This window comes from Kordia jejudonensis (assembly GCF_001005315.1).
GTDB classification, from domain to species: domain Bacteria; phylum Bacteroidota; class Bacteroidia; order Flavobacteriales; family Flavobacteriaceae; genus Kordia; species Kordia jejudonensis.
The window spans coordinates 61,338-79,302 of the sequence record NZ_LBMG01000021.1; the positions used below are offsets into that span (position 1 = coordinate 61,338).

Annotated in this window: 19 protein-coding genes; 10 read left to right on the forward strand and 9 right to left on the reverse strand. The window is 33.7% G+C overall.

The window, feature by feature from the left end:
* Positions 1–43: 43 nt before the first annotated feature.
* Positions 44–760 carry a hypothetical protein gene (locus AA089_RS11545; protein WP_046757104.1) on the reverse strand — a complete coding sequence of 239 codons (717 nt, stop codon included), beginning with the start codon at positions 758–760 and terminating at the stop codon, positions 44–46.
* 221 nt (positions 761–981) lie between these two features.
* Between AA089_RS11545 and AA089_RS11550 the strand changes: the two genes are divergently transcribed.
* Positions 982–1,716, forward strand: a complete 735-nt coding sequence (locus AA089_RS11550) for a hypothetical protein (protein ID WP_046757105.1) — start codon at positions 982–984, stop codon at positions 1,714–1,716.
* A gap of 10 nt (positions 1,717–1,726) precedes the next feature.
* Here the strand turns inward: AA089_RS11550 and AA089_RS11555 are convergent, their stop codons facing one another.
* Together AA089_RS11555 and AA089_RS11560 are read right to left on the reverse strand one after the other, a co-directional pair.
* Positions 1,727–2,320, reverse strand: coding sequence for a hypothetical protein (locus tag AA089_RS11555; protein WP_046757106.1), 594 nt, complete (start codon positions 2,318–2,320; stop codon positions 1,727–1,729).
* A gap of 9 nt (positions 2,321–2,329) precedes the next feature.
* The gene (locus tag AA089_RS11560; protein ID WP_156168981.1) at positions 2,330–3,097 is read right to left on the reverse strand and encodes an SGNH/GDSL hydrolase family protein; all 768 of its coding nucleotides are present in this window, start codon (positions 3,095–3,097) and stop codon (positions 2,330–2,332) included.
* A 93-nt stretch (positions 3,098–3,190) separates the two neighbouring features.
* On the opposite strand from AA089_RS11560, the gene AA089_RS24245 reads away from it, so the two are divergent.
* The 4 genes from AA089_RS24245 to AA089_RS11575 are packed head-to-tail and all read left to right on the forward strand — an operon-like array spanning position 3,191 to position 6,600.
* Positions 3,191–3,334: a DUF2256 domain-containing protein gene (locus AA089_RS24245; protein ID WP_007096840.1), complete on the forward strand. Its 144-nt coding sequence runs from the start codon at positions 3,191–3,193 to the stop codon at positions 3,332–3,334.
* Positions 3,327–4,625 (forward strand): DASH family cryptochrome, encoded by a 1,299-nt coding sequence (locus tag AA089_RS11565; RefSeq protein WP_046757108.1) that lies wholly within the window; start codon positions 3,327–3,329, stop codon positions 4,623–4,625. The genes AA089_RS24245 and AA089_RS11565 overlap by 8 nt, the downstream gene beginning before the upstream one ends.
* A gap of 8 nt (positions 4,626–4,633) precedes the next feature.
* Positions 4,634–6,169 carry a cryptochrome/photolyase family protein gene (locus AA089_RS11570; RefSeq protein ID WP_046757152.1) on the forward strand — a complete coding sequence of 512 codons (1,536 nt, stop codon included), beginning with the start codon at positions 4,634–4,636 and terminating at the stop codon, positions 6,167–6,169.
* Between the two features lie 17 nt (positions 6,170–6,186).
* Positions 6,187–6,600 carry a DUF2452 domain-containing protein gene (locus AA089_RS11575; RefSeq protein ID WP_046757109.1) on the forward strand — a complete coding sequence of 138 codons (414 nt, stop codon included), beginning with the start codon at positions 6,187–6,189 and terminating at the stop codon, positions 6,598–6,600.
* 194 nt (positions 6,601–6,794) lie between these two features.
* Here the strand turns inward: AA089_RS11575 and AA089_RS11580 are convergent, their stop codons facing one another.
* Both AA089_RS11580 and AA089_RS11585 read right to left on the reverse strand, forming a co-directional pair.
* On the reverse strand, positions 6,795–7,817 hold the full coding sequence (locus tag AA089_RS11580; protein WP_046757110.1) for a hypothetical protein: 1,023 nt from the start codon (positions 7,815–7,817) through the stop codon (positions 6,795–6,797).
* 163 nt (positions 7,818–7,980) lie between these two features.
* Positions 7,981–9,291 (reverse strand): aryl-sulfate sulfotransferase, encoded by a 1,311-nt coding sequence (locus AA089_RS11585; protein WP_046757153.1) that lies wholly within the window; start codon positions 9,289–9,291, stop codon positions 7,981–7,983.
* Between the two features lie 239 nt (positions 9,292–9,530).
* On the opposite strand from AA089_RS11585, the gene AA089_RS11590 reads away from it, so the two are divergent.
* Complete coding sequence (locus tag AA089_RS11590) at positions 9,531–10,277, forward strand: zinc-dependent peptidase (RefSeq protein ID WP_053002340.1); 747 nt, start codon at positions 9,531–9,533, stop codon at positions 10,275–10,277.
* Here AA089_RS11590 and AA089_RS11595 read toward each other — a convergent pair.
* The 4 genes from AA089_RS11595 to AA089_RS11610 form a co-directional block, all read right to left on the reverse strand.
* Positions 10,274–10,930 (reverse strand): sensor histidine kinase, encoded by a 657-nt coding sequence (locus tag AA089_RS11595; protein ID WP_046757112.1) that lies wholly within the window; start codon positions 10,928–10,930, stop codon positions 10,274–10,276. The two genes, AA089_RS11590 and AA089_RS11595, sit on opposite strands and share 4 nt — an antisense overlap.
* Positions 10,931–11,354: 424 nt before the next feature.
* Entirely contained in the window at positions 11,355–12,014 is a 660-nt protein-coding gene (rpe, locus tag AA089_RS11600; protein WP_046757113.1) for a ribulose-phosphate 3-epimerase, read from the reverse strand.
* Between the two features lie 135 nt (positions 12,015–12,149).
* Positions 12,150–13,013: a sigma-70 family RNA polymerase sigma factor gene (locus AA089_RS11605; RefSeq protein ID WP_007096854.1), complete on the reverse strand. Its 864-nt coding sequence runs from the start codon at positions 13,011–13,013 to the stop codon at positions 12,150–12,152.
* Between the two features lie 135 nt (positions 13,014–13,148).
* On the reverse strand, positions 13,149–13,910 hold the full coding sequence (locus AA089_RS11610; protein WP_046757114.1) for a 7-carboxy-7-deazaguanine synthase QueE: 762 nt from the start codon (positions 13,908–13,910) through the stop codon (positions 13,149–13,151).
* A gap of 188 nt (positions 13,911–14,098) precedes the next feature.
* Between AA089_RS11610 and AA089_RS23665 the strand changes: the two genes are divergently transcribed.
* Genes AA089_RS23665 through AA089_RS11630 form a run of 4 tightly spaced genes read left to right on the forward strand, consistent with a single transcriptional unit; the run spans position 14,099 to position 17,937 of the window.
* Complete coding sequence (locus tag AA089_RS23665; protein ID WP_053002342.1) at positions 14,099–16,408, forward strand: phosphotransferase; 2,310 nt, start codon at positions 14,099–14,101, stop codon at positions 16,406–16,408.
* Entirely contained in the window at positions 16,398–16,916 is a 519-nt protein-coding gene (locus AA089_RS23670; RefSeq protein ID WP_053002344.1) for a CDP-archaeol synthase, read from the forward strand. Before AA089_RS23665 ends, AA089_RS23670 begins: the two co-directional genes overlap by 11 nt.
* Positions 16,917–16,927: 11 nt before the next feature.
* The gene (locus AA089_RS11625) at positions 16,928–17,521 is read left to right on the forward strand and encodes a CDP-alcohol phosphatidyltransferase family protein (protein ID WP_046757115.1); all 594 of its coding nucleotides are present in this window, start codon (positions 16,928–16,930) and stop codon (positions 17,519–17,521) included.
* A 5-nt stretch (positions 17,522–17,526) separates the two neighbouring features.
* On the forward strand, positions 17,527–17,937 hold the full coding sequence (locus AA089_RS11630; RefSeq protein ID WP_156168982.1) for a GtrA family protein: 411 nt from the start codon (positions 17,527–17,529) through the stop codon (positions 17,935–17,937).
* The last annotated feature ends 28 nt before the right edge of the window (positions 17,938–17,965 follow it).

The following is a 17,965-nucleotide window of genomic DNA, read 5'->3' on the forward strand; positions in this document are numbered from 1 at the left end:
AGTATGAAAGTTTTGTGCAATTTCTTCAAATTGGCAACTCGTTTTATGGCAAAGGTTGAATGTCAGTTGGTACTTTATCAATGTGAATTTCAAAATGTAAGGATTGATTCTCTTTAATTCCTTTTGTAATATCAGAAATTTTCAAGTTGAGCGTGTCAATAGAACCTTTTGTATTCCGTTTGATGTAGCCGTGATTGTCATTAATTAACTCATAAATGTCTAATTGTAAACCACTGTAATAGTTATATTTTGCCAAATTGTTTTTAATGTTGTCTTTCGTTGCAAATACATTGGGTAAAATTCCAAACAGCGTAGAACAAAAGAAAACGCCAATAAAAGTAGCTTTTAGGTAATAGTTTTTTGTATTATCCCAACCACCTTTTAAGACTAAAAAACCTAAAATTCCAGAGAGTACAGAAAACACCGTAAAGAATCCTGAAAAAGTATAATTGTAGGCGCTATACGTTTTAAAAATATATAAATACGATTCTTTAATATCCGCAATCATACGAAACTGTTCTTTCAGTTGTGTCACTTCACGAATGTCCGAAGTTGCAGCATTTAGTGCTTTTTGAATGGTAATATCTCGCTTTTCAAAAATAGAAACCATTGTTTCCGCAGTTTCATAATACAAACGAATAGTAACGATAAAAGCAATACTCACAATGAGTGTAACGATGAGAACGTAGCCAATTTTTAAATAATTTTCTCTAAAAACGGTTTTAAAGCCTTTCGATTCTTTTGGTGGGTCATTTTCCATAATATATACATTTAATTTTTTGGGCTATTCAATTGTATACAGGAGGATTTTAATATAAAAAGATTAGAGATTTCTAAAATAGAAAACTTCATGGGAAAAATCTAATGAATTGTTAAAATCATGAAGAAATTGTCCGATTTTTTGCTCCATGAAAGATTTCGGATATTAAAATTCTCAAGATGCAATAAACTTGTTTCATATTAATTTTTAAATGATTTCTTATGACGTTATTTGCTAGATTCTTGATTGTATGTGCATTTTTAAATGTATTTCCTTTAATCGTATTTTCTCAAAATGATACAATTTCAAAAACAAAAAGTAACAAACTCTATTTTGCGACACACATTTTTTTAGGACAAGGTTTTACCAATGGTTATAAACCAGAAGGTGCTTTGAGTGTAAACATTCAATTTCAAGGAGAAGAACGCTTTGGATTTGGATTCGATATGACATTGATAAGTCCTGAAAGTAAAGGATTTACCGATAATCCTCCAGCAAATTTAATTTCTAATTATTCAGAAGGCGCTAGCGAGCCTTTTTCGACTGTTAATCAAAATGGAGCACCATATGCTGATCGTTTTCGAGCGTATAGTTTATATATATCTAAAGGCTTTAAGCCAAGAGATCGAGTAGTGATAGATTTTCAAGCAGGTTTTTCGTTGTATCAAATGAAACGAAGTTCATATACGTATAGATATTTTCCCAGAATTAATGTTACCCCTAATTTTTTTGGGACTAGTGGTGGCAATGCACCATATGTACTAGTAAATGAAATAGAAGGTTCTGAAACATTTAGAGTAGGCGCCTATTTTAGAATCAATAGCATTGTCCGATTTCGAAAAAGAACCGTATTATCGTTATCTCCTTTTGCACATTTGAATGGAGAACAATCTTTTTACGGAATACAATTAGGAGTTGCTTTTGGAAGAAAATACAAGTCAAATATCCTAAAATAATGATTACATATTAACAAGAATGTTTTTTTCTCGGACCTGCATTTGGAAAAAATTGAGGTAAAAATGATTCGCTATCGTCATCAAAACGATCTTTATATCTGCATAAAATATCTTCAATAGCATTGCAATGTAAATCAGTTTGTTGAAATGCTTCTGGAAGTTCTTCCTTATAAATAAACTTTCGGTTGGGGAGTTTTCCTAAAATCTTTTCTGCGCCAACTTTTACGCCAGCGTGTAAATATATTTTGTTAGGAAAGATATCTAAATAAGCACCAATTCGTTCGGCAGTATCATATAATGCAAGTGTTCCAATACCACTCGTTTTATAACGTGTTACCTTTTCAAGCAATTCTTCAAAAGAAGTCGCTTGTTCCAAATCTGAAGCGTGATCCGTAAGATGAACTGCAAATTTTTCTAAAAGTATTGGCTTCAATCGGTATTGATGTGGATTCTTTTTTCCTTCATGATTTCTTGCCGTTGCCGCAACAAATATTGCTTCTTCAATAGAATTTTGCGCCGCGCAATGTGAAATCCAAGTGTCAGGATTCAATGCGATATCAGTTTTATAATGATGGATAATTTCCTCAAACCTTTTATCTGTCATAGTACTAAATTAAATAATCTTTTTCGTTTTTATATACTCTGCCACATCTCGCGCCCAAACTTGATATGCCAATTCAGAAGGATGCACGCCATCACTAAAAAAATCTGCGGGAGTTGCATCTAAATTCATACGATCGATAAAATCGTCATACGTAATCGTTCGGGAATAATAATGTACGTTTTCACATCCTTGAACAACTTTTTCAAGTTCTTTGCCAAGCAATTGGACTAAGTTTCCAATGACAAACCGGATGGCACCTGTAAATGCTGGAAACTCTTTAATTGGTGGCATATTGATAAAAACAATCGGCGTTTCTGGATAGGAAATACGAATTTTAGCAATCAATTTTCGAATGGCAATATTCCATTTTTTGGGCGAATGCAATTTAAAACTGTCATTGCCGCCAAGTCCAATAACAATTAAATCTACAGGTTTCTCCGTGATGCGTTCTACAATTTTATCATGAACGCGTTCGGCTGTATAGCCACTTTTTGCATACACTTTCCAAGAAATCGATTTTTCCAATTGTGTTGCCAATTCGTTTGCCAATGTTCCCGTAAATGCTTTTTCATGTGTGGTTGCGCCAACGCCAGCAATCGTACTTTCGCCAATAGTAATCAATTGAAATGATTCTTTTCCCGCATTTTTTGTGCTTCCTTCGATTCCTGTCGCTTCTGGCAATTGCGGAATGGTTTTCCGAATCTTTTTCCCCTGCACATATAGAAGTGGCAACAACGGAACGGAAACTATCGCGCCAAGCACATATTTAATATTCATAATCATTTCAAATTAGCACTTAAAGATACAATTTTGAAGCGTACAAAATAATTTTGTTTAATAGTTTTGTATATTTGTTAAACAAAATTAAATATGAAGAAAACACACCTTCCTACAAAAGTCTGTAAAGTTTGCGAGCGACCTTTTACTTGGCGTAAAAAGTGGGAACGTGTTTGGGACGAAGTTCAGTACTGTAGTGAACGTTGTCGGAGAAATAAAAATAGAAAAAATGACTAAAACAGGATTGGTTTGGTTTCGAAATGATTTGCGAATTCACGATCAGATTTCGTTGGTAAAGGCGGCAAAAGAAAACAGTTTTGTCATGGGAATTTATTGTTTTGATCCACGTCATTTTGAAAAAGATCGTTTCGGATTTGTAAAAACAGATAAGTTCCGTGCACAATTTTTAATTGAAACGGTAAACGATTTACAGAATCAACTAAATGATTTACACATTCCTTTGTTTGTGCATGTTGGAAAGCCTGAAGACATTATTCCTGAGTATGTAACTATTCATAATGTTACTTCAATTTACTTGCAAAAAGAATGGACTTTGGAAGAAGTTTCAGTGTTTGAAAATGTAAAAAATGCAGTTTCCAGTGAAGTGAATTGGGTTGAGAGTTACGATCAGTTTTTATATCATCCTGAGGACATTCCAATGACAATTGACAGCATTCCGCAAGTATTTACCGCATTTCGCAAAAAGTGTGAAAAATATGCTAGCATTCGCGAATTGGAAACTATTTCAAAAATGCCAGAGAAAAACCGAGTGACACATTTGACAAAAGTACCAACGTTGCAGGATTTAGGATTGCCAAATTTTGAAAAAGACACACGAACGGCTTTTCCTTTCAAAGGTGGTGAAACTGCAGGTTTAGAACGATTGAAAAACTACAGTTGGGACACTAAAAAGCTTTCGTATTACAAAAAAACACGAAATGGATTGGTAGGCACAGATTACAGTTCAAAATTTTCTGCATGGTTGGCAAATGGAAGTCTATCGCCACGAAAAATTTATCATGAAATCAAAAAATATGAGTCGCAAATCGTTAAAAATCAATCTACGTATTGGATGATTTTTGAATTGATTTGGCGCGACTTTTTTAAATATATTTCCCTTAAACATGGCAATCATATCTTCCAATTGGAAGGTATATTGCATAAAACGTACGAATGGAATCGTGATGCTTCATTAATTCAACAATGGATTGATGGTGAAACGGCTGAACCTTTCGTAAATGCAAACATGCTCGAACTCAAGCATACAGGCTGGATGAGCAATCGCGGTCGCCAAAACGTAGCTTCGTACTTTGCCAGAACGTTGCAACTTGATTGGCGTATTGGCGCCGCGTACTTTGAATCGGTTTTGCTCGATTATGATGTGCACAGCAATTATGGAAATTGGTTGTATGTGTCTGGCGTTGGGAACGATCCGCGCAATAGAACCTTTAATGTGAAATTGCAAGCGGAACGTTATGACGCAAACAATAAGTTTCAAAATCTTTGGTTACAAACGAGTTTATTTTAAAATCACACATGAAAACACTTCGATTACTTTTAGGCGATCAGCTCAATTATGAACATTCTTGGTATGAAAATACAGATGATGAAGTTTTGTATTTTATGGCTGAAATGAAGCAAGAAACCAATTATGTAAAACATCACATTCAAAAAGTAGTGGCGTTTTTTAAAAGTATGCGTTCGTTTTCAAGTTGGTTGGAAAGTGAAAATCATCAAGTTGTCTATTATACTTTAACGAATGAAAAAAATCAACAAGATTTGGTTGCCAATTTAAAGCAATTGATCAATGAACATGGGATTGAAAAATTTGAATATCAGTTGCCTGATGAATATCGTTTGGACGAACAATTGCAAAATTTTTGTAATGAAATTGACATTGAAACGGAAGCATATGATACAGAACACTTTTTAACATCAAGAACTGATTTTGCCGAATTTTTCAAAGGGAAGAAGCAAATGGTTATGGAATATTTTTATCGTGATATGCGAAAGAAATATGATATTATGATGATTTCTGATAAAAATCCAGAAGGAGGAAAGTGGAATTTTGATCAAAGTAATCGTAAAAAGTGGAAAGGTTCGCCTGAAATTCCAGACATAAAACGTGTGGACAATTCGGTTGAAGAAATTCTTGACATGATTCAGAAAGCAGACATTGAAACCATTGGAAGTATTGATGTTACTGATTTTCAATGGCCGACAAATCGAGAAGATTGTTTAAAAATTCTTGACTATTTTTGCAATACGTTATTGGTTCATTTTGGCGATTATCAAGATGCAATGCATACGGAAGAACGTTTTTTGTTTCACAGTCGCTTGTCATTTGCGATGAATTCTAAAATGTTGCATCCGAAAGAAGTTATTGAAACCGTAATTTCATATTGGCGAAATCACAAAGAAGAAATTGACATTTCGCAAGTGGAAGGTTTTGTGCGACAAATTTTGGGTTGGCGTGAATATATGCGTGGAATGTATTGGAAAGAAATGCCAAGCTATAAAACGTTGAATACGTTACAAAATACAAATTCGCTTCCTGACTTTTTCTGGACAGGAAAAACGAAGATGAATTGTTTGAAACATGCTATCACGCAAAGTTTGGAAAACGCGTATGCACATCACATTCAGCGGTTGATGATTACAGGTAATTTTGCCTTACTGACTCAAATGCATCCTGATGAAGTTGACGAATGGTATTTAGGTATTTATATTGATGCCATTGAATGGGTTGAAATTACCAACACACGCGGCATGAGTCAATTTGCAGATGGCGGTTTGGTTGCCACAAAACCGTATGTGTCTAGCGGAAGCTATATTAATAAAATGAGCAATTATTGTAAGGATTGTGTGTATAAAGTATCTAAAAAAGAAACTGAAGATGCGTGTCCGTTCAATTCGTTATATTGGAATTTTTTAGACGAAAAACGCGAACATTTTAAAGACAATCAGCGAATGACTATGATGATGAGTTTGTTGAATAAAATGGACAAAACAAAACTAGAAGCCTTAAAAAATAGAGCACAAGCAGTCATCGCAAATCCTGATGATTACTAACAGAAAAAGAAAGAAACATGCAAGAGCAAGAAGAAGATAAAAGACCAGATAATGTCGTTTTTGATGAAGAAACAAATACGTATAATGCGGCTTTAATGCCATACGCAACCAATGTTGGTGCACCTGTAATTACGACACCAGATACGGTAACCTGGAAAAATGTAAGCATTGACAAAGTAAATAAACAAGTAAAAGCGCGTTATGATGAACTCAAAGCGGAATATGATGCGTTGATGGAAAAGTTTGAATACAACAACTTAATCTACAGCGCAAAGTTTAACTTTGAACCTATTGTCGGGGAGATTTATCATTTATATCGTGACAAAAATCAGCAACCATTTTTATCCATCATTGCACCAACACAATGTAATTTTGATTACGTAGGAAGTTTTCGCTTGAATGCAGATAAAATGTGGGAAGTGGTTGAATAAATCAAATGAAAAGATTTAAAATTAAAAGATTGAAAAGATCATATTAAATAAAAGCCTGTTGAATTTTACTTCACAGGCTTTTTTATGTATTTCAAGATCGAGTTTTTAATTAAAGTTGAAAATTACCTAATTGTTAGTTCGAGCGCAGTCGAGAACAGTAGTATAGTATACGTTTCATTTTAAGCTACCTAGATTTAATCGTTCTGAATAATATTTGAATTAAGATATTCCCTAAACTCCGCAGGTTTATCCACATGCAACGCCAATTTTGTAAACGGTTTTTTGATGCCAAATAAACCGTAAAGTGTTTGTTCGGTATGTGTTTCTATAATTACATTGTGACTTTCCAATTCGCCTAACAATGCAAAACGAAGTATGTTGTCTTCTTTAGTAAATGATTTCGTTGAGAGTCGAATTTCTTTGATGTCACTTAGTGGAATTTCCGCTTCATGCATAATTCCATAACGTAATAAAAGTGTGTCTTTCGTCACTGCTATTGGTCGCTTCATCAATGACTTTACATATCCAAATACTTGAAATCCAGAATAGATGCTCAAAATTGTCAAAATCCAAGCCGCAATTGTACTCCATTTCGCGAGCAAGTGATGAATTGGCATAATTTCGATTCCAATCAGCATAATTGACACAAAATATAAAGCAACTGAACCACTTTCTTTATGGTAACTAAATTCGTTTTCGGCTAATTTTCTACGTTTCCAATACACAAATCCATAGTAAAAAACCGAAATTTCAGTTACAAACGGAAGTACCAATGGTTTTGGTAAAATTTCGGCACAGGTTTTCTTTAATGTTGTGAAAAAGTCTATAGAATTATCTTTTTGACTTTTATAAATACGAATAGTTTTTCGAACTTTGAAGATGATAAAAGTTGCAATACTCAATTCAATAATTGGTAAAAACCAAGTTTTAAACAACTGTAAATATTGCTGATTGTGTTCGGGTAAGCTATACATTCCAATTACCAAACCAAGAATCATCATTGGAACAACAGTTGTTTTTGGAATGTTCGTTTTTCGAATTAATAAGAAATAGATACAAGGAATTGTGAGGAGTACATCGAGTGTAATTGCTAAACTCAATACAGGTGAATTTGCTTGGAAATAAGATGATTGTACAAACAAAACAAGTAATGTTAATAAAGCAATTGGAATTCCAAAGCTTGCTAAATTACGGTTCAAAAGTGTTGTTTTTGTCATGCCGATTTCTTTTTAGTTTTGGTACTACTAGTTAGTGCAAAAGAAGCAGTTGTTGTTACATAAAATATCAATAAATACTACAATTTTTTAAAAGTGGTTAAAAAAGGAAAAGCCTTCTATTTATTTAAAAACAGAAGGCTTTTGTATATTGTTTGTCCTATCATTATAAACCTAAATTACTAATTGCAGGATCGTCGGAGTTATAATTGTAACATCTCCAAAAACCTGCGCCGTCGCCACCGTTGTAACGCCATACAATTTCTTGATCAGGTGTAACTTCCCAAAAGCCAAAATCGCCTTCGCAAATTAAGGTATTCCCATTTTTAAGACGTACAGCTCCAGAAATTTTACTAGAAAACAAATCAGGATGTGCGTATGACCAGACCAAATTTGGCTCGTTGTCTGTATCAGGAGTTAATGAGAAATTTTGCGGCATTTCAAGCTCTAGAATTTTAGATGCGCCTGTAGTTTTTCCATTCATGTATAACAAAATATTTCCTTCTCCTGGCACGCCATTTTTAAGTAAGTTTGGATAATGATTGCTATCGCTACGTACTTCGCCAAATGTATTGCCATAGGCTAATGGATTTCCAAAACGATACAGTAAATCGCCACCTTTTCCATAATTCCCACCTGAATTTGAAGCAGCTTCCGCAGTAGTTGTACTGTGGTCAATGACCCAAACTTCGCCGTAAAAATTAACACTTAAGTAAATTACATCTTTTGCTTCATCATAGTCAAAACCATTCGCATGCATGATATCTCCATTGGCTTGTAAGGTGTAATTCACGTGGATTAAATGCGGATTTTGACTTACAATGCCATAATTTGGATACGCAGGATCGTTGTCTTGAATGATATGATCAAAACTTCTCCATTCCCAAACGACAGTATTTGTTGTAGGATTAATTTCCATTAATTTTTCAGGATAAATATCGCCAGGACTAGTAGAACCTTGCGCTTCGGCAATTACTTCGTCAATACGTTCCCAAACTAATAAAAGTACATTTCCGTTTGGAAGCATTTCTACATCATGATGCAATACAAAATTATTGTCACTCAGTGTATATTCCCATTCTATATTACCTTCAAAATCCATGATGCGAACAATTCCTCCGAAACCACCAAAAGTAATTGTGGCACTTTCATCTTTAAAAATACCTAGCAATCTTCCATCAGGTAAAATTTCAAAATCATTTCCAAGTCTGTTAGGAAAATTGAATTCGTGCACTTTTTCGCCAGTTTTATCCACTAAAAAAGCACTGTCGTTACCATTTACAACGGCTAGCGTTAAACTGTTGTCAATTTTGTCTGCATCGTAAATTTCAACTTCATCAGCTAATACGACAACATCTGGATCAGGCGTTGTTGGATTTGAGGCTGTAGGAGTTATAATAGCATCGTCTCCCGAACAACTTGCCATAAATAGTAGGCTAGCGAGTAGAACATATTGTAGGGTAGCTTGTAATTTCATAGTCATTTTAATTATAATTTTATAAATGTATGGAATTATTGAAGAAATTCCGATTGAAAATAGTTGGTTTTCATTTTTTTGATTTCTATTGCAAGTAGATCACGCTATTTCATTAAAAACGCGCAATTATTGAATGTATTTTGCGTTTTGTGGGTAAGAATAATTATTTTAGCACAAATAGTTATGTCAAAAATGACTCTAAGAGGTTATACTTCACATAAAAAATTAAATTACTGCCCTTGTTAGCATACTACATCAAAGGATTTTTATACAAAAGCACAACGTTGTATCGTTTTGTGTTGTTTCCAAAAAAATTAACAGAAAATCAGCGTGCAATTCTCACGGATGAATTTTCTTTTTACACTAAATTAACACCGAAAGAAAAGTGCGTTTTTGAACACAGAGTGTTGCGTTTTATTGACTATCATACATTTGTCGGTCGTGAAAATTTGTACGTTACCGAACGAATGCAGTTGTTAATTTCGGCAACGTCAATCATGCTTACTTTTGGATTTGATCGTTATTTGCTTTCTAAGTTTGAAACGATTTTAGTGTATCCGCAAGACTATTTTTCCAATGTTACGCAACAATATCACAAAGGAGAAGCGAATCCGAAATATAAAACGATTGTTTTTTCTTGGGAAGATTTTGAGGAAGGAATTAAAATTGAAGATGACAATCTTAATTTAGGAATTCATGAACTTACACATGCGTTGCATTTTAGTTTTTTAACTGAAAAAAGCTTCAGTGCTACACATTTTTTGAAACATTACAAGCTACTATTACTTTCTTTAAGAAATAAGGACGCGCAAAAACGGTTGATTGCGATGAATTATTTGCGCGATTATGCTTTTGAAAATCAATATGAGTTTTTATCTGTTTTGGTAGAGCATTTCTTTGAAACTCCAGAGGAATTCAGAGCCAAGCTGCCAAATATATACAATCGTGTAAAAATAATGCTAAATATGAATGTAGCAGGTTTTTAAAGCTGTATGAGCGGAATGCGTAGGCAACTTTTTGTGCCAATTACAATTCCAGCATCGGTAGTAATATTTTGTACTTTAAGAAGCTCTTTTTCACAATATCCTTCGTTGATGATTTTTAATCGCTCGTTTATGTTTTCTAGAGAAATCCCAGAAGCTTCATGACAATTTTTCTTCGTTGTACAGATTCCATTTCCGTTGTCTGAAATACAAACGTATAGCATTTCATCGTTAACATCAATTGTAATATGTAGCGCTCCTTTTCCTGTTTTCTTTTTACTTTTCAAACCATGTAAAATTGCATTTTCAATAAGTGGTTGTAAAATGAGCGGAGGAACTTTCGTGTATTGCAAATCATCTTTCAACACGTTACTGATTTTTATTGAATATGAAAAACCACGATCAAACAAATCTTTTTGCAGTTCAATATAGAGTTTAGAAATTTCAATTTCTTCCTGAAGTGTAATTAATTTTGTTTTCGTCGATTTTTGTACCAAACGATATAAATGCGAAAGTCTATTAAGCCAATTGATAGATTGCGCCACATTTCCTTTGGTAATTGAGTTGCAGATACTCTGAATAGCATTGTTGATAAAATGAGGATTCATCTGAGAATTCAGAAGATCGTATTTTAATGCTAATTCGTGTGTAGACATATGTTGATAAATTTAAGAGTTAAAAAATTCGATTACTTAAGGTTGGATGGCTACTTAATGGGTATATGTAAATGTAGCCTTGTTACATATGGAAAGCAATAAGTACTAGTCCTTATTCATGAATTAGTATTCTACATTCACGGAAAGTAGAAATATAAATTCATCTTTAATTATTTGATTTTTAGACGGTTGTGTTGTTTTTCAAGTTTTGAAGTAAAATATCGGTAAACTCTCAAAAAATAGTGTGTTTTCCGTGAAAACGCAGGCTTTTTTCATGAATTTAGAGCGCTGTATTTTCTTAAAAATTGTTAAAAAACGCGTATTCTTGAGAAGTGCTATGAAAAACCGAACGAATAAGAAGCATAAAAAAAGGTAGTATTTTTTGAATACTACCTTCTGAAATTTTATGTAAAAGATCGTTTTTTTAAGAAACAATTTTCTTTAAATTTTGAATGGTTTGTGTAGGATTTTCGGAACGGAAAACAAAACTTCCAGCAACCAAAACATCTGCTCCAGCATCTACCAAAGCTTTGGCATTTTTGTCATTGACACCACCGTCAATTTCAATTTCTGTAGCCGCACCTTTTTCTGTGATTAATGCTTTTAATTTTTTAATTTTAGAAAAAGTATGCTCAATAAATGATTGTCCGCCAAAACCAGGATTTACACTCATAATACACACCAAATCAATATCGTTTATAACATCTTCTAAGAGATTTATATTTGTATGTGGATTCAAGGCAACTCCAGCTTTCATTCCTGCGGCTTTGATAGCTTGTAGCGTTCTGTGCAAGTGTGTACACGCTTCATAATGTACCGTTAATACATTGGCACCTAAATCAGCAAATGTTTGAATATAGCGATCTGGATCAACAATCATTAGGTGTACATCAATAGTTTTTGTTGCGTGTTTGTTAATCGCTTTTAGGACAGGCATTCCAAAAGAAATATTTGGAACAAAAACGCCATCCATAATATCAATATGAAACCAATCAGCTTCACTGTGGTTTACCATTTCAATATCGCGTTGTAAGTTGGCAAAATCTGCGGCTAGAATAGAAGGCGCAATTTTTTTTGTAGACATAAGTTGTAGTGTGTTGTTGTTTGCCGACAAAAGTACTATAAAATAAACGCTCTCGCAATGCGAGAGCGTCATTCATCAATCAAAAAACGAACAGTTATGTTATAAAAACTAAACTGCTGTACTGTTTTTAGGAGTTTATCCTAAATATGTTTTTAATATTTTACTACGTGAAGTATGCTTTAAACGACGAATCGCTTTTTCTTTAATCTGACGAACACGCTCACGAGTTAAGTCGAATGTTTCTCCAATTTCTTCCAACGTCATAGGATGTTGATTTCCTAATCCGAAGTACAAACGAATTACATCTGCTTCTCTTGGTGTTAACGTTTCTAATGCGCGCTCAATTTCCGTTTTTAAAGATTCATGTAATAATTCTTTATCAGGATTTGGCGATTCACCAGAATTTAATACGTCATATAAGTTAGAATCTTCTCCTTCTACAAGTGGCGCATCCATCGATACGTGTCTTCCAGAATTCTTCATAGATTCTTTTACATCATTCACCGTCATGTCTAACTCTTTTGCAATTTCTTCAGCAGAAGGAATACGCTCATGACTTTGTTCTAAATATGCAAAGGTCTTATTAATTTTATTAATAGAACCAATTTTATTCAAAGGTAAACGAACAATACGTGATTGTTCAGCTAATGCTTGAAGGATAGACTGTCGAATCCACCATACCGCATATGAAATAAATTTAAAACCACGCGTTTCATCAAAACGTTGAGCGGCTTTAATAAGACCCAAATTACCTTCATTGATCAAATCAGGAAGTGTTAATCCTTGATTTTGATACTGTTTTGCAACCGAAACTACGAAACGAAGATTAGCCTTTGTTAGTTTTTCTAGCGCTATTTGATCGCCAGCCTTAATTCTTTGTGCTAATTCTACTTCCTCGTCTGCTGTAATAAGGTCAACTTTACCGATTTCTTGAAGATATTTGTCTAAGGATGCAGTTTCCCTGTTGGTAACCTGCTTGGTAATTTTAAGTTGTCTCATGTAATTTACTTGGGATTTTAATCATTGTGCTTACGCTCTTAGTTATACGTATGAAATGACAAAAATGTTACAGAAGTTTCTAAATTATTTTAAATTATATGCATACTAAGTTGTAATAATTTAATAATTAAGGAATTACACGCCTCTTTTATCTCCATAAATATGCACGTGCAAACGATCTGTGTAGTTAAATTGATAGTTTTTACAGATTTCTATCAGCCATTGTTGCTTTTTTTGTAATGCTTCTGGATTGGTGCCTTCGGGCATTAAGTATACTTTTTGATTGGGAATGTTGTAGGTTTCGCAAATTGTTAACACTTCCGTGAGATCGTCCTCAGAGGCAATAACAAACTTAAAAACTGCTTTTTCATTGGTAGAAAAGTACTGATAAACAGCTGGTTTTTCACGCAATTTCTTCGGATTGTTAGAGTTTGCCAATTTTGGCGATACATTATATTGATCTATCAATGATTCAAAAGTTGCATCGGGTAAAAGCGTTCCGTTGGTTTCAATCTCGAAGAAATAATCAGCTGCTTTGGTGTTGAAAAACTCCATCAAACTTGATAATTCTTCTAATTGCATCATCGGTTCGCCACCAGTCAATACAATGTTTTTACAACCGCTTTTTACAACTTCATTATATATTTCTTCTGGCGTAAGCGACACGATCATTTCATCCATTTTGTACTTTTTATATTCAGGATCGGCGTCTTTTACATGTGCAAAACGTGTTTTTTCCCAATTCCAAGTATAATCTGTATCACACCAAATACAATGCAAATTGCAAAGCGATGTTCGGATAAACACACTTGGTTGTCCTATGTTTTTTCCTTCTCCTTGTATGGAATGAAAAATTTCAGGCTTTCCGTCAAGATTTGCAATTTTCAATTTCGTCATAAAATGATGCTTCAAAATAGGTAACAAAATTAAAGTATTCATAGCTGAGTGACAAAACTATATGGAACGGAATGGTAATTTAGTTGGTTTTTGTGATTATCGCAAAAATTATATTGTCAGTTTGCATTGTTTGCTAATATTGATGTGATTATTGCAATAGTTTTGAGTTGTACTTAAAATTCGAAATTATGGAAATACCGATTATACCAGGAAGAGGACTTGTGACAAACACCGCGACCAATATGCGTTTGGATTTTTTAGAAACAAACAATATAAAGACGAATTTGATTTCTGATGCCAGATTGGATGTGCAAGAGATTCGAAACAATATTGAGTCGTATATTGGAAGCACTGAAATTCCGTTGGGAATTGTGGGTCCACTACTTTTTAATGACAATGAAACGCAAGAATTAACCTATTGTTCGGCAGGAACTCTAGAAGGCGCTTTGATTGCGAGTATGAATCGTGGCGCAAAAGTAATTAGCAAGAGCAATGGTTTTTCTGCGGAAGTAAAATGGCAAAAAATGACGCGTTCGCCCATGTTTATTTTTGAAACAATTAATGAAGCAACATTATTTAAACAGTATACAAAAAAGTCATTTTCTAAGATAAAGGAAGCCGCTGAATTACATTCCAATCATGGAAAACTAGTTGAAATTGAAAGCATTCAACAAAATGAAGTAGTACATTTAAAATTTGTGTATCACACAGGAGATGCATCTGGGCAAAACATGACAACAACTTGCACATGGCACGCGATGTTATACATTGTGGAAGCTTTTAAAAATGCTACAAATATTGTCCCTTCCGATTTTGTAATTGAAGGAAATGGTGCGTCTGATAAAAAAGTATCGCAATATAATATTGACGCAGGAAGAGGAATTCATGTCGTCGCCGAATGTACTATTCCAGAAGAAGTTATTACGAAAGTGTTACGAACGACTTCTGACAAGTTGATGAATTGTTTTCATCCTTCCAAAAAGCTTGCTGAAAAAGACGGAATGGTTGGTTATAATATAAATGTCGCCAATGCGATTGCGGCAATTTTTGTAGCTACAGGACAAGATTTGGCATCAATTCACGAATCAAGTATTGGAATATTACATTTAGAACAAAAAAAAGGTGGTTTGTACATGCAACTTACCTTGCCAAACTTAGTCATTGGAAGTGTTGGTGGCGGAACTTCGCTGCCCAAACAATCGGAAGCTTTACAAATAATGGATTGTCATGGAAGCGGAAAAGTAAACCGATTTGCCAAATTGATCGCGGGTTTTGCGCTAGGTTTAGAAATTTCAACCTATGCAGCAATTGTAAGTGGTGAGTTTGCAAAAGCACATGAAAAACTAGGAAGAAACAAACCTGTAAAATGGTTGTTGAAATCTGAAATTACGCCCAATTTTGTGCAAGCCAGTTTGAATGGTTTCTTTACTGATAAAAATATTCAGCATATAAAATCGAAGGATAATCATGTATTAGAAAATGGAATTTTGACCAATATTGCTTCAAAAGTCAATAAAAAAATCATTGGATTTATCCCTTTTCAAGTGGCGTATCAACAACAAAATGGGCAATCTGAAACGAAAGATATCGTGATCAAGTCAAAAGCTTTAGATGTTGATGTCATTAAAGGTTTGCATACGATTGCCGCTTCTATAAATCCTGAACTTTCAGATTTATTGCGAAAGTCAAAACGAAATTTAGAATATCATAAATGTCATCTCAAAGAAATTGAATTGTATGAATATTTAAATAAAAGCGGATTTGGTCACATGCCGAAATATTATGGAAAACATGTAGATTCTACACGAGAGATTTACATGTTGATTCAAGAATTTTTAGCAGTGGACGAAATGAAGTTTATGGATTCTGAAAATCATCCTGAATATTGGAAACCTGCCATTATTTGTTCTGTTATTAGAAAAATTACTGAATTTCATCAAAGTGCAGTTATTACAGATTTTACGCATGTACAAGCATTCAAACCATGGAAATCTAAGGATTTGTATAGAAAACTGATGCAAATTTTAATCACAGAATGTGCAACAACAAAACAAAAACGCATGCTAAATTCGTTGCTTGATACTATTGACGATTTGGAAAGCGAAGCAATGGCTTTGAATATTGAAAAAACAATTATTCACAACGATTTCAATCCAAGAAACATTGCAATTAAAAACGATGATTCTCCAATTATATACGATTGGGAATTGGCAGTAATCGACATTCCACAAAGAGATATTGTTGAGTTTTTGAGCTTCGTATTGCGTCCAAGTTTTACAAAAGATGAATTTTTCTTTTATCTAAAAGTACATTTTCAATTATATGAAACTGCCGATTGGGAAAATTGGTTAAAAGCCTATACATATGCACTAAAAGTATACATTATTACCAGACTTTCATTTTATGAAGTTTCAGGAATATTGGTTAGCTATACTTTTTCAAAACGTGTGTTAGATACGGCACTTTCGATGTTAACTTATTTGACAGATGATGCATAGTTTTTTACAACATATTGGCATCATATTACTGCCGTTGATTATTGCAAATGTCATGCATATGATTGTCATTAAGAAAGATGTATTTCAAGGATTGACACGTCCAATTTCAACAAAACTATTTGGCGCCAACAAAACGTGGAGAGGTTTTGTGTTTGTTCCATTTCTAAATGCGTTGCTGCTGTGTGTGCTAAATTTCATATTTACATTTCAGTTGTCAAATGCCTTCTTTTTAGGATTCGTACTAGGATTGGCGTATATGTTTTTCGAATTGCCAAATTCATTCCTAAAGCGAAAATTAGGAATTCAACCTGGAGCAAAAGCTGCTTCAAACACAATTTTATTTACAGTGTTAGACAAAACAGATTCTGCATTTGGCGTAAGTCTCACATATTTTTTACTAGGAAACATATCGTTTCAAAATGCAGTGTTACTTTTTGTGTGTAGCAGTTGTACACATATGATAATCAGTCAAATTCTAGTTCAATTTCAACTAAAAAAATCATTTTAAACTTTCAACATATGAAAAAAGAAAATATATACAACGTTCCTAATTTTTTAAGCTTTTACCGATTGCTCACATTTCCGCTAATTCTGTGGTTTATTTATGCAGGAAACGAACATTTATTTGCCATATTTTTATGTATAAATCTGGTAACAGACATTTTAGACGGATTGATTGCGCGTACATTTAACCTAAAAACCAAGTTTGGCGCTAAGTTAGATTCATTGGCAGACAACGGAATGTTTATCGCGGCTTTTATCGGAATCTTTGCTTTCAAATTTGACGAAATGGAAGCATCTATCTGGTTGCTTTGGTTGTTTTTCGGATTCTTCATTACTGGTTTGGCAATTTCCCTGATAAAATTTAGGCAATATCCAAGTTTACATTTGTACACGACAAAAGTTGGCGGCTACGTTCAAGGAATTTTTATTTTCATACTATTTGCATGGAATTACGCTGAACCTTTATTTTTTGCTGCGATGATTGTTGGATACATTTCTCACATAGAAGAAATCATCATATTAATAATTTCAAAAGAAATGAAAACAGACGCGAAAGGATTGTATTGGATTTTGAAAGAAAGAAAACAATTGAAACATCAACTCCCTTAAATCGTATGAATTTTGATTTTTACAAACAACCTGAAACTGTTCGGGTGTTATTGATTGCTGCAGTTGGTATGATTTTAGGATTGCTAACCTATGAAATTATGTACTATTTGAATCCTTTTTCGCCAAGAGCTACCATAAGTTGGACAATTACTTTTCTGATTGGAATCGTAAGACAGCATGCATTGCACAGATATTTTACGTTTCAGCACAAAGCATCGTATGTCAAAAGTTTGAGTCGCGCCTCTTTTGTAGATGTAAGTGCGTTGTTTTTTAGCACAGGATTCAACTGGTTTTTATCCGAAGTTTTAATGATACATCACAGAATTGTTTGGGTTTGTTGTTTGTTGTCAACAGGATTAATTAGTTTGCTATTTCTTAAAAAATATATATTTAGAACTGCTGTAGATACTCCATAAAATTTGTCCGATTTTTTCATCAAAAGAA